This is a genomic window from Actinosynnema sp. NPDC059335 (genome assembly GCF_042752395.1).
In the GTDB taxonomy this organism is placed as follows: Bacteria; Actinomycetota; Actinomycetes; order Mycobacteriales; family Pseudonocardiaceae; genus Actinosynnema.
The window spans coordinates 1-11,446 of sequence record NZ_JBHYXZ010000188.1; the positions used below are offsets into that span (position 1 = coordinate 1).

Below are 11,446 nucleotides of genomic sequence, written 5' to 3' on the forward strand. Positions count from 1 at the left end.
CGGTCGCTGGCTCCCGGGGGCCGGCTGCTGGTCGCTGGCTACCGGTGGCCGGCTGCTGGTCGCTGGCTACCGGTGGCCGGCTGCTGGTCGCTGGCTGCTGGTCGCCGCTCGCTCGCCGCCGGGCCGGCTTGGCCGCTGGCTGGCTTGGCCGCTGCCCGCTGGCCGCTGGCCGCTGGCCGGCTTGGCCGCCGCCCGCTGGCCGCCGCCCGCCCGCCACCCGCCGGCAGCCAAGAGCCGGAAGCTCTCGCCGGAGCCGGAAGCTGTGCCGCCGAGAGCCGGACACCGGCCGCCGGGCCGCCGGCGGTGGTTGGCGGTGCCGGGTGCGGGTGGCCTTGCGGGTCCGGGGTGCCGCCGCCGGTGGAGCGGGTCGGGAAGGCCGGGGGAGGGCGGCGCACGCCGGTCGGTGTGCGCCGCCCCCGCGGTCAGCGGCAGGTGTGCGCCTCGTACGGCGCGTTCAGCTCGACCGACCGCGCCTCGCCGTCCACCGTCGCCGTGGCGGTGACCGTCACCGACCCCGCCGGCAGGTTCCGCTCGTGCGTCATGAACGGGTGCGAGCGGGTCTTGCCCGGCTTCACGTCGTCGAACGACTTGCTGCCGTACGGCGTCTTCACCGTGACGTCGACCGGCACCGCCTCGTGGTTCGTCACCTCGACGGTGAGCTTCGCGTTCGGCCCCGCGCACCGGGTGTGCGCGGACGCGCCCACCGCGACCGGGAACCTCGCCACGCCCAGCCGGGCCAGCTCCAGGCTGAGCGCCCGCTCCGGCGCGTCGAGCTGGTTCTGGGTGCCGAACCGGGACGCCCGCACCGCCTTGGCCTTCGCCAGCGCCTCGCGCATCGCGGTCCACGCGTCCGCCGGGTAGTGGTCGCGGTCCAGGCGCTCGGCGTGGGCGATCGCCGCGTCCAGGGCGTTGGTGTCGAGCGGCTTGCCCTCGGCGGTCACCGTGTCGCTGAGCAGGTAGTGGTCGAAGTCCACGTGCCCGCCCGCCTGCCGGGTCGCGTAGTTGAACAGGCCCCACCGGTGGCCCATGAAGTGCGCCAGGCTGCCGTCCAGCGCCTGCGGCCCGACCCGGTCGCCGAGCTGGTGCCACGACAGGCCGTCCAGGCTGTAGTAGAACGTCGTCCAGCCCTGCCCGGTCGGCGCGTCGAACCGGACGTCGCCCTTGAGGTGCACCTCGGTGGCGTCGCCCAGCGGCACCTCGGTGCCCGGCACGAACGCCTCCGCCGTGGCCTGGTCGAAGGCGACCGGGAACGGCTGCACCCGGTTCACCACGCCGACCGTGCGCTGCCCGTTGACGCGCTTCACCGCGACGTAGGAGAAGCCCCGGTTGTACATCGCCAGGCCGGCGACGTCGCCGTCCCGCATCCCGGAGACGTCGAGCTTCGTCTCCGCCGACCCCTTCGGGCCGAAGACCCGCTGCGACAGCGTGTTGCGGGCCTCCTCGAACCACGTCAGCTCGGCCCGGTTCGACAGCTTGGTGTAGACGTAGTCGCCGGTGACGACCTTGCCGGTGGTGAGCCGCAGCCAGCCGTCGCGGTCGGTCAGCGACCAGTGGCGGTTGTCCGGCGCGTGGTTCCACTCCCAGACCAGGCCCAGGCGCGAGCCGTTGGGCTCGACCTCCTCCCGGGTCGGGTGCTCGGTGGTCACCGGCTGCCCGACGACCGACACGTCGTCCAGCAGGTACTCGACGCTCGACGACGGCGGCTGCGGGTTGGCCCACGGCGTCTCGACGGCGAACTTCACCTTGGCGGTCGCGGCGTTGGCGGGCACGGTGTACCGGCCGGAGACCGTGGTCCACCGACCCGCCGGCACGTCACCGGACGCCATCACCTGCACGCCCGACCCCCAGTCCGCGACCAGGTTGAACCGCACGCTCGCCGGCCCGGCGGAGTACTTGACCTTCGCCGACACCGCGTAGGTCACGCCGCGCTGCAACACCCCGTCCAGGGACTGGTTCGGCCCCGAGCCGTTGAGCGTCCGGTTGGCCACCCGGAGGGCCGTCGACCCGCCGGCGGCGTCGGTCGGATCGAGCGCGAGCGTCGCGCCGAACTGACCGGCCCACGGCGACACCGAGCCGTCCTCGAAACCGGGGTTGCGCACCAGCTCCACGCCGAGCAGCGACTCGTCGAACTCGGGCGGCTCGGGGATGGTCCACCGCTCGTCCATGTACGCCTTGTGCGGCGCGTCGTTGGCGAAGTCGTCCGAGGCGACGACGGCCTTCTGCCGCTCCAGCGCCGCCTGCGCCGGGCTCAGCTCGATCGGCTTGGCGAACACCCCGTTCACCGGCACCACGCCGCGGTCGCCGAACGTCGGCCAGCCGTCCTGCCAGGTCGCCGGGATGAGCGCCGGGATGCGGCCGACCGGGAACGAGTCGCGGAAGAACATGCCGTACCAGTCGGTCCGGCCGCCGTCGCGGGCGATCGGCACGAGGCTGCCCTGCGCGAAGCCGTTCGAGTTCAACGCGCCACGCGCCTCGTACGGGTTGGCGCCGTCGGCCGTCGCGTACCGCCCGAGCAGGTGCGGCGAGCGGAACAGGACCACCTGCCGGCCCTGCCCCGACGGCCACGTGATGATCACGATGTAGTAGTTGCCGTCGATGTACTGCACCTGCGCGCCCTCGAACAGCCCGCCGAGGAACGGCGAGCCGGGGTAGTCGGCCGGCCGCAGGATGTTCGGGTACTCCGCGACCACGCGGGTCAGCCCGGGGTCCAGCTTCACCGCGCTGGTCGAGCCCGACCCGTAGAAGATGTACGGCGTGCCGCCGTCCCGCTCGTCGAAGAACAGCGACGGGTCGTGGAACGCGCGGCCCAGGGGCAGCCGCGTCCACGCGCCGTTCTCGATGTCGTCGGTGCTGTAGAGGTAGGAGCCGCCGAGGTTGTTGGTGTTGAACGCGACGTAGAACCGGCCGGCGTGGTAGCGCAGCGACGACGCCCACTGGCCCTGCCCGTAGGAGTTCTGGCCGTTGCGCAGCGAGAACGAGTCGCCGATGTCCGCCCGGTCGAAGACGTAGTTGACGATCTCCCAGTTGACGAGGTCGTACGACTTCATGATCGGCGCGCCGGGGCTCAGGTGCATGGTCGTGCTGATCATGTAGTAGAGGTCGCGGCCCTCGTCGTTCTCCGCCGCCGGCACGCGCTCCACGCTGACGTCCGGCACGTCGGAGTTGAGCAGCGGCACGGAGTAGGTCCCGTCGCCCCGGTCGGTCGACGTGTACGACGGCTTCGGGGACCACTCGCCCGCCGCCCGGGCGGGCGGGCCGACCGACGCGAGGGACGCGGCGAGCAGGGCGGTGACCGCGAGGGCGGTCAGCAGCACGCGCCCCGGGCGCCGGACGAGCGGACGAAGGCGGGCGGTCAGCGGCATGGACGACTCCAGACGCGGTGTGGGCGGCGAACCGTGCGGTGGGGAGGCGGTCGGGGACCGGCCGGCGGCGCGTTCCACCGGCGGAACGCGCCACGCTGTCCACTCAGGACAGAGCAGAGCGGTGTCCGAAACTTTCGGACACGGCCGACCACGGGCGCTGTGATCGCTAACATGTCGCCCGCGTCGGCCACGCTGCACGTGGTGTGTCGAAGTAACAGGGTTTGGTCAAAACGGTCAATATCGTGTTGCCGGACAGTGTTAGCGATAACACAAATGGGTGTCAAGCCTGTCGCCCGAGTGGACGGTTGCCGTCCACACGCGACGGTCGGCTGCTAAAGAAAGACGGCTCAACATTTAGCGCACAGCCGCGTTGACTGGCCAAAACCCGCTGGATAGATTGACGTGTCGATCACCGTCGATCGGCGGGGGGTTCGAAACTTTCGGTCGTCGGTGGACGTCCACGCGGCGGTGCCCGGTCGGTGTTCGCGCCGGGGCCGGCCCGGTGCGACGGGACCGGCGGCGCGGTCGCGCGTGGATGGGGCGGGTTGTGGAGAACAGGACATCCGGTGCGCCCGCGATGGCTGACGTCGCCCGGCTCGCCGGGGTCTCGCACCAGACCGTGTCGCGGGTGCTCAACGGCCACCCGTACGTCCAGGAGCAGACGCGCCTGCGCGTGCAGGCGGCGATCGAGGAGCTGGGCTACCGCCCGAACCGGGTCGCCCGCGCGCTGGTGACGGGCCGCTCGCAGCTGATCGGCGTGGTCGCCCAGAACACCACCCTGTGCGGCCCCATCTCGCTGCTCGCGGCGTTCGAGCAGGTGGCGGCGGAAGCCGGGTTCGTGGTGACCGCGCACCGGGCCAACGTGCTGGACCGCGAGTCGATCACCAAGGCCCTGGAGCGGCACCGCGACCAGCGGGTGGCGGGCATCGTCGTCATCGCGCCGACGGCCTCGGCGCACGACGCGGTCGACGCCGTCCCGCCGAGGGTCCCGCTGGTGATGGTCGACGGCGACTCCCGGCGCGAGACCCCGACGGTGACCGTCGACCAGGTGGCGGGCGCGATCGCCGCGACCGAGCACCTGTTGGAGGCGGGCCACCGCACGGTGTGGCACGTGTCGGGTCCGCCGGACTGGTTCGACAGCGCGGGCCGGATCGAGGGCTGGCGGATGGCGCTGGAGGCCGCGGGCGCGGAGGTGCCGCCGATCGTGCCCGCGGACTGGAGCGCCGCGTCGGGGTACCGCGCGGGCCAGGTGCTCGCCCGGATGCCGGAGGTGACGGCGATCTTCGCGGCGAACGACCACCTGGCGCTGGGCATCCTGCGGGCGATGAGCGAGCGGGGCCGCAAGGTGCCGCAGGACGTGAGCATCGTGGGCTTCGACGACGTGCCGGAGGCCGCCTACTTCATCCCGCCGCTGACGACCGTCCGGCCGGACTTCGCCGCCGTCGCCCGCGACGCCCTGGCCCTGCTGATGGCGGGGATCGAGGGGACCGAGGTCGCCGGGCTGCGGCGCGTCACCCGCCCCACCCTCGTGCCGCGCGACAGCGTCCGCCCGCCGTCGCGGTGAGGGCGCGGGCGCTCAGCCCGCCCCGTTCGTCGCGATCACCACCGCGGCCCGGGTGGTCCAGCCCAGGGACGCGTAGAGCGCCCGGCCGTCCGGGCTCGCGACCAGGACGCCGTCGCGCGCGCCCAGGTCGACGGCACCCTCGGCCAGGGTCGCCATCACCACGCTGCCCAGGCCGCGGCGGCGGTGGGCCGGCGCGGTCTCGATCCGGTCGAAGACGGCGTCGCCGCGGCCGACGGCGGCCTGACCGCGCGCCGCCGGCGCGTCGGATCCGTGCCCGTGCCACACCTCGACCGTGAGCAGGCCCGTCCCGCTGGTCGTCGTCCGCGCCCGGTAGGGCGACGGGGCCGTGCGCGGGGGATGGGTGGCCAGGGCGCGGGTCATCAACCACTCGCGGGTGGCCTTGACGTGCAGGCCGGCGTCGCGGAGGACCGGTTCGACCTCGTCGGGGCGCGTCGTCGGCACGGTCAACCAGGTCGGGTCGCGGTCGCCGGCGGCTTCCCCGGCCAACGCCCGCAGACCGGGCAGGTGGTCCGGGCGCAACGCGACGATCTCGCGGTGGCGGCCGGGCCGGCGTGGCAGGAGGTGCAGCGCCTCGCGCTCCTCGCGCGGTGGTTCCCAGCCCCGGCACGCGCGCCAACCCCGCTCCCAGCGGCGCACGAGGTCGGTCAGGTCGGCGTCGGTCGCCGGGGAACGGGTCGTCATCGTTGCCACTCTATTGCAACAACGTCGGCGACGGTGCTCAGGCGGTCCCGGGGGTGTGCCGGACGGTCAGCAGGGCTATGTCGTCGGGCGCGGGGTGGTCGCCGATCAGCGTGTTCATGATCCGGACGCAGGCCGTCTCCGGCGGCGCGGGCGTCACGACCTCCCGGAGCTTCTCCAGCCCGCGGTTCAGCTCCTGCCCGCGGCGCTCCACCAGCCCGTCGGTGTAGAGGGCGAGCAGCGCGCCGGTCGGCACGTCGAACCGCGTGCTCCGGCGGCCGGTGACGGCCAGGTGGTAGCCGACGGGCGGGCCGACCGGGGCGTCCACGAACCGCGCCGGCTGGTCCGCCCGGGCCAGGATCGGCGGCAGGTGCCCGGCCAGCGCGAGGTCCGCCTGTCCGGTGCCCCGGTCGATGACCGCGTAGGCGACCGTGGCCATGGTGTGCTTCTCGAAGTGGCTGGCCTTGCGGTCGAGCTTGCCGAGCACTTCTGCGGGTTCGGCGAACTCCAGCGCGTAGGCGCGCAGCGCGCTGCGCAACCGCCCCATCACGATCGCGGCCGGCAGCCCGTTGCCCGCCACGTCGCCGATGACCAGGCCGAGGCGGTCGTCGGGGAGGTCGAACACGTCGTACCAGTCGCCGCCGACACCGCTGTCGGTGCCGGGGACGTAGCGGGCGGCCAGCTCCCAGTCGGCGGTCGACGGCAGCGTGCTCGGCAGGAGGCTTTCCTGGAGCATGGTGGCGGCCGCCCGCTCGGAGTGCGACCGGTGCATGTGCGCGGCGGTGGCGAGCCGGTCGGCGACCAGTTGCAGCAGCTCGATCTCCCCGTCGCCGAACCTGCGCGGGGTGGTGCTGCCGACGTGCAGCACGCCGATCAGGTCGCCCTGCGCGACCATCGGCACGCCCAGCAGCACCTTGAGGCCGCGCTCCCACAGCAGGGGGTTGACCACGGTGGACTCGTCGACGTGGTCGAGCCACACCGGTTCCCGCAGGTGGGCGACCCGCCCGGCGAAGCCCGAGCCGACCGGCACCCGGACGCCCTGGAAGACCTCGGCCTCCAAACCGGACGCCGCCTTGGCGACGAGTTGCCTGCCGGAGGTGTCGATCAGCAGGACGGTGGCCGTGTCGACCTCGAACAACTCGCGCACCTGCCACAGCAGGACCTCCAGCACCTTGTCCAGCTCCAGCTGGCGCAGGGCGCTGTCGGTGACGGCCTCCAGCACGCGCAGGCGCATCTCCGGCCTCTGCGGATCACCCATCCGTCAACCCCGTCCACTGCCGATCAGGTACGTCGTGCGAACAGCACGAGCCCGTGACGAATGCCAGGCGCGCAGGTGCCGAACACCCGAGGGTACCCATCCGGGTGGTGATCGAAACGGACCGGTTCCGCAGCGGCCGGCCGTCGCCGCCGGTCGGATCGGTTCCGCGGCGGGAGCGGGGTGGCGGTGGCGACGGCACCGGGCGGGCGGCGATGGGGGTGGTGGCGGCGGGAGCGGGGCCGGTGGCGACGCGGTCGCCGGCGGGCGGGTCGTCCGCGTCGCCGTTCGCCCGCGCCGGGGTTCGTGCGCGAGCGGGTGGGCGCTACTTGTGCTGCGCCAACTGGATCAGGTTGCCGCAGGTGTCGTCCAGCACCGCGATCACGACCGTGCCGACGTCCAACGGCTCCTGGGTGAACCGCACACCGAGCCCGCGCAGCCGCTCGAACTCCGCGTGCACGTCGTCCACGGCGAACGCGGTGATCGGGATGCCGTCCTCGACCAACGCCTCCTTGTACGGCTTCACCGCCGGGTGGCCGTCGGGTTCGAGCAGCAGTTGCGTGCCGTCGGGGTCCTCCGGCGACACCACGGTCAGCCAGCGGTCCGGTCCGACCGGGACGTCCTCCTTCTTCGCGAAGCCGAGCACGTCGGTGTAGAAGCGCAGCGCCTTCTCCTGGTCGTCGACCGGCACGCTGGACAGGTGGATCTTCATGGGTTGTGCTCCGGTGCGTCGGGCTTGAGCCACCTCGTGACGATGTGCTCAAGCGGTTCGGTGTTGAGGTGGTGGAACTTGTAGCGGCCCTCGCGCCGCGTGCGGACCAGGTCCGCGGCTTCCAGCACGGCCAGGTGCTGGCTCACCGCCTGCCGGCTCAGCACGACGTCGTGCCTGCTCAGCAGCCGTGCGCACAGCTCGAACAGGGTCTGACCGTCACGTTCGGACAGCTCGTCGAGGATGCGTCGGCGGTTGGCGTCGGCCAGCGCCTTGAACAGCTCGTCCGGCATGCCGCCACAATAGGCAAGTGAACACTTGCCTGACAAGTCGTCACCGGAGCCGTGACTTCCAGAACCCCGGCTCCTGCCCCCGCCCTCGGCCCCCCGCCCTCGGCCCCCCGCCCTCGGCCCTCGGCCCTCGGCCCCCGCCCCCGGCCCTCGGCTCCGGGCCTCGGACCCGCCCCGCCCCGCTCCGGCCCCACTCCGGTCCGGCCCCTCCCGCCCCGCCCCGCTCCGCTCCGGCCCCGGCCGTACCCGGCCCCGCCCGGACCCGCGCCGGACCGGACCCGCCCCGGGCGCGGGTTACGCGTCGTACGCCGTGTCGGGCACCGACGCCTCCACCAGGCCCGGCAGCCCGGCCGCCTCGTGGTAGACCCGCAAGGTCTCGGCGGCGACCCGGACCGCGCTGTACCGGGCCTCGACGCGGTCGGCCCCCGCGACCCCGTACGCCTCGCGCCGGGCACGGTCGGCCAGCAGGGGGCGCAACGCGCGGGTCAGGGCGCGGACGTCGTCCGGCGGCACGAGCAGGCCCGTGATGCCGTCCACCACCGTGTCCGCCGCACCGCCGGCGGCCACCGCCACCACCGGCACGCCGCACGCCATCGCCTCCAGCGGCGTGACGGCGGCGCTGTCCGGCGCGGCGCACACGACCACGTCGGCGGACCGCAACAGCGCGGGCATCGCCACCTGCGGCACGCGGCCCACCAGCCGGACCCGGTCACCGACGCCCTGCTCGCGGGCGTGCTCCCGCAGCGCCCGCACGTCCTCCGGCCGCCCGCCGACGACCACCAGCTCCGTGTCCCACACCGACCGCAACGCGGTGATCGCGTCACGCCCGCCCGCGGCCGGCGAGATCACCCGGTGCGGTGACGCCCGGTTCAGCCGCGGCCCCTCCGGCCTGAACCGCTCGACGTCCACCCCGGACGGCACGACCGCGATCCGCGCCCGCGGCACGCCCAGGCGCACGAGCTGCGCCTTCTCGTCCGTGCACCGCGCCACGACCCGGCTCGCCTCGCGCCCGATCAGGCGCTCGGTGGACAGCCGCGCCTCGGGCACGGTCTCGTCGCCCGCCTGCCGGGCCACCGCGCCCAGGGAGTGGAACGTCTGCACCACGGGCACGTCCAGGCCGTTGGCCGCCAGCACCGAGGCCACGCCCGACGTCCAGTAGTGGGCGTGCACGACGTCCGGCCGGTCGGCGCGCCACCGGTCGCGGAGGAACCAGGTGAACTCGTCCAGGTGAGCCAGCAGATCGTCCGGGTGAAGCGGGCTCGGCGGCCCGGCCGGCACGTGCACCACGTCGTAACCCGGTCGCGTGCGCACCGCGTCCGGCAGCCGAGGGGAGTCACGCCGCGTGTGCACCACCACGTCGTGGCCGAACGCCACCAGGGCCGCCGCCAGCTCCGCCACGTGGACGTCCTGACCGCCCACCTCGGCATCGCCGAGCACGGGCAACGGGCTGGCGTGCGCCGAGACGACTGCGATCTTCATGGGTTGTCCTCCAGTCACGGGTGCGGGCACGCCGCATCACGCCGGACCAGGCTGTCGTCTCAACCCCCGACACGGACCGTACAAGCAACCCCCGGCACCCGCCACTCAGAGCGACCGGCCATCCGGCGGTTGACGGCGTCGCTGCCGGGTATGGCACTGGGCGATCGCATTCGACACGACGACCGAGGAGGCGCCATGGCCACCGGGGAGACCGGCTTCGACGACGTCAGCTACGACCTGATCTCCGTGCAGTACCACGCCCTCAAGGCGGGGCACGACTACGGCCAGTACGTCCGCGACGCGGAGAACGCGGGCAAGCAGGAGATCGCCGACTTCTTCCGCCGGGTGATGGAGGAGGACTCCGCCCGCGCCAAGCAGTGCCACGAGTTCCTCAAGGAGCTGTCCGGCAGCTCCGAGTCGGGCCCGGCCCTCACCTGACCGGGTTCCGTCACGATGCGGGTGGTCGTGCTGTCCGACACCCACGCGCCCCGGCGCTGGAAGTCGTGCCCGCCCGCGGTGGCGGAGCACCTGCGCCACGCGGACGTCATCCTGCACGCGGGTGACGTCTGCGTGGCGTCGGTGTTGGACGAGCTGGCGCAGTACGCGCCGGTAACCGCCGTGTGCGGCAACAACGACGGTCCGGACGTGGTCGAGTGGGGCGCGCCGGAGACCGTCGAGCTGGACCTGGGCGGGGTGCGGGTGGCGATGATCCACGACAGCGGGCAGGCCGCCGGCCGCACCGCGCGGATGCGCCGCCGGTTCCCCGGCGCGGACCTGGTGGTGTTCGGCCACTCGCACATCCCGATGGACGTGACCGGCGACGGCGTGCGCGTGTTCAACCCCGGTTCGCCGACCGACCGCCGCCGGCAACCGCACGGCACGGTCGGGCTGCTCGACATCTCCGACGGCACGCTGGTGTCCGCCCGGATCGTGCCCGTGACCTGACCGCGGGCCCGGTCACCGGCGGCCGAAGAGCACGCCGCCGGGCACCTCCTGGTCCGGGTCGACCAGCACCTGGGCCTCGATGGTGAAACCGGCGTCGCGCAACCAGCCCGCGACCCGCGCCACCGGCCGGCGGTGCACGTGCAGCGACATGGGGTGGCCGCCGTAGCCCTCGGTCTTGAGGTGGTGGCGGTCGCCGACGTGGAAGCCGACCGCGACGACGCCGCCGGGCCGCAGCACGCGGTGGAAGCCCGCGAACACGCGCGGCACCTCGGCGTCGGGGACGTGGATGACGGAGTAGAACGCCAGCACCGCGCCCACCGAGCCGTCGGCGAGGTCGAGGTCGGTCATGGAGCCGACCCGGAAGCGCACGTCGGGGTGCTCCCGGCGGGCGATGTCGACCATCCGGGGCGAGAGGTCGATGCCGACCACGTCCAGGCCCTGCCCGTGCAGGTGACCGCTGATCAACCCGGGGCCGCACCCGATGTCGGCGACCGGTCCGCCGGCCGCGCGGGCGGCCTCGGCGAACATCGCCAGCACGCCCCGCAGCACCGCGTGCCGCGCCAACGCGTCGCGGGCGAAGTCGGTGTAGCTCTCGGCCACCGTGTCGTAGGAGGTGCGGGTGTCGGCCAACCAGTCCTGTGCGGTCACCGGCGAGACGTTAGCGCTCCCGTGAGCGGGGTCGCGCCCGGCCGGGGCGCCTCGCGCGGGAGGGATGTCGCGGCAGGTCGCGGGACTCGCGCCAAGGCCGGGGCATCGCCCTGGCAGCGCGGTGATCACCCGCCTGCGGCGGTTGTGTTCCCGGCGGAAGCGGGGTGATCGTCCGGCTCCGGCTCCGGCTCCGGCTCCGGCTCCGGCTCCGGCTTCGGCTCCGGCTCCGGCTGCGGGTGCGGCTGCGGGTGCGGCTCCGGCTGCGGGTGCGGCTCCGGCTGCGGGTGCGGGTGCGGGTGCGGGTGCGGCGGCGACGCGCGGCAGCGCGCGCAATGCGGCGGCGTTGTGCTGCCCGGTGATCGTCCGGCTGGTCCGGCGTTGTCCGTGTCGCCGGCGGCGGCGGGCGGTCGTTGCGGCGGCGTTGTGCCGGCCCCGCCGCAGGCGTGGGGGGCGCCCGCGGGGGTACCCCGGGGGGCGGGGGCGGGTGTCGCCCCC

At 74.0% G+C, this 11,446-nt stretch carries 10 protein-coding genes; 3 read left to right on the top strand and 7 right to left on the bottom strand.

Translation table 11 applies throughout. The features are described 5' to 3' along the window. Positions 1–422: 422 nt before the first annotated feature. Positions 423–3,362, bottom strand: coding sequence for a family 43 glycosylhydrolase (locus tag ACFXGA_RS35605; protein ID WP_378095939.1), 2,940 nt, complete (start codon positions 3,360–3,362; stop codon positions 423–425). 577 nt (positions 3,363–3,939) lie between these two features. Here ACFXGA_RS35605 and ACFXGA_RS35610 point away from each other — a divergent pair. Further along, positions 3,940–4,926: a LacI family DNA-binding transcriptional regulator gene (locus ACFXGA_RS35610; protein WP_378095942.1), complete on the top strand. Its 987-nt coding sequence runs from the start codon at positions 3,940–3,942 to the stop codon at positions 4,924–4,926. A gap of 12 nt (positions 4,927–4,938) precedes the next feature. Here the strand turns inward: ACFXGA_RS35610 and ACFXGA_RS35615 are convergent, their stop codons facing one another. The 5 genes from ACFXGA_RS35615 to ACFXGA_RS35635 form a co-directional block, all read right to left on the bottom strand. Next, positions 4,939–5,628 (bottom strand): GNAT family N-acetyltransferase, encoded by a 690-nt coding sequence (locus ACFXGA_RS35615; RefSeq protein ID WP_378095945.1) that lies wholly within the window; start codon positions 5,626–5,628, stop codon positions 4,939–4,941. 37 nt (positions 5,629–5,665) lie between these two features. Beyond that, complete coding sequence (locus ACFXGA_RS35620; RefSeq protein WP_378095948.1) at positions 5,666–6,883, bottom strand: PP2C family protein-serine/threonine phosphatase; 1,218 nt, start codon at positions 6,881–6,883, stop codon at positions 5,666–5,668. Between the two features lie 322 nt (positions 6,884–7,205). Beyond that, positions 7,206–7,592 (bottom strand): VOC family protein, encoded by a 387-nt coding sequence (locus ACFXGA_RS35625; protein ID WP_378095952.1) that lies wholly within the window; start codon positions 7,590–7,592, stop codon positions 7,206–7,208. Continuing rightward, on the bottom strand, positions 7,589–7,882 hold the full coding sequence (locus ACFXGA_RS35630) for an ArsR/SmtB family transcription factor (protein WP_378095955.1): 294 nt from the start codon (positions 7,880–7,882) through the stop codon (positions 7,589–7,591). The genes ACFXGA_RS35625 and ACFXGA_RS35630 overlap by 4 nt, the downstream gene beginning before the upstream one ends. A 291-nt stretch (positions 7,883–8,173) precedes the next feature. Continuing rightward, positions 8,174–9,358, bottom strand: coding sequence for a glycosyltransferase (locus ACFXGA_RS35635; RefSeq protein WP_378095958.1), 1,185 nt, complete (start codon positions 9,356–9,358; stop codon positions 8,174–8,176). Positions 9,359–9,553: 195 nt separating this feature from the next. Here ACFXGA_RS35635 and ACFXGA_RS35640 point away from each other — a divergent pair, with 195 nt between their 5' ends. Together ACFXGA_RS35640 and ACFXGA_RS35645 are read left to right on the top strand one after the other, a co-directional pair. Further along, a complete protein-coding gene (locus ACFXGA_RS35640; RefSeq protein ID WP_378095961.1) occupies positions 9,554–9,796 on the top strand; it encodes an acyl carrier protein in 243 nt (80 codons plus the stop codon). 15 nt (positions 9,797–9,811) lie between these two features. Further along, complete coding sequence (locus ACFXGA_RS35645; RefSeq protein ID WP_378095965.1) at positions 9,812–10,303, top strand: metallophosphoesterase family protein; 492 nt, start codon at positions 9,812–9,814, stop codon at positions 10,301–10,303. Between the two features lie 12 nt (positions 10,304–10,315). On the opposite strand, the gene ACFXGA_RS35650 is transcribed toward ACFXGA_RS35645, so the two are convergent. Then, positions 10,316–10,951 (bottom strand): class I SAM-dependent methyltransferase, encoded by a 636-nt coding sequence (locus ACFXGA_RS35650; protein WP_378095968.1) that lies wholly within the window; start codon positions 10,949–10,951, stop codon positions 10,316–10,318. Positions 10,952–11,446: the final 495 nt, after the last annotated feature.

What these genes read in the sequence shown, in the direction of transcription:
- ACFXGA_RS35605 (WP_378095939.1), bottom strand. Translation starts at nt 3,362, where the DNA reads ATGCCGCTGACCGCCCGCCTTCGTCCGCTCGTCCGGCGCCCGGGGCGC.
- ACFXGA_RS35610 (WP_378095942.1), top strand. Translation starts at nt 3,940, where the DNA reads ATGGCTGACGTCGCCCGGCTCGCCGGGGTCTCGCACCAGACCGTGTCG.
- ACFXGA_RS35615 (WP_378095945.1), bottom strand. Translation starts at nt 5,628, where the DNA reads ATGACGACCCGTTCCCCGGCGACCGACGCCGACCTGACCGACCTCGTG.
- ACFXGA_RS35620 (WP_378095948.1), bottom strand. Translation starts at nt 6,883, where the DNA reads ATGGGTGATCCGCAGAGGCCGGAGATGCGCCTGCGCGTGCTGGAGGCC.
- ACFXGA_RS35625 (WP_378095952.1), bottom strand. Translation starts at nt 7,592, where the DNA reads ATGAAGATCCACCTGTCCAGCGTGCCGGTCGACGACCAGGAGAAGGCG.
- ACFXGA_RS35630 (WP_378095955.1), bottom strand. Translation starts at nt 7,882, where the DNA reads ATGCCGGACGAGCTGTTCAAGGCGCTGGCCGACGCCAACCGCCGACGC.
- ACFXGA_RS35635 (WP_378095958.1), bottom strand. Translation starts at nt 9,358, where the DNA reads ATGAAGATCGCAGTCGTCTCGGCGCACGCCAGCCCGTTGCCCGTGCTC.
- ACFXGA_RS35640 (WP_378095961.1), top strand. Translation starts at nt 9,554, where the DNA reads ATGGCCACCGGGGAGACCGGCTTCGACGACGTCAGCTACGACCTGATC.
- ACFXGA_RS35645 (WP_378095965.1), top strand. Translation starts at nt 9,812, where the DNA reads ATGCGGGTGGTCGTGCTGTCCGACACCCACGCGCCCCGGCGCTGGAAG.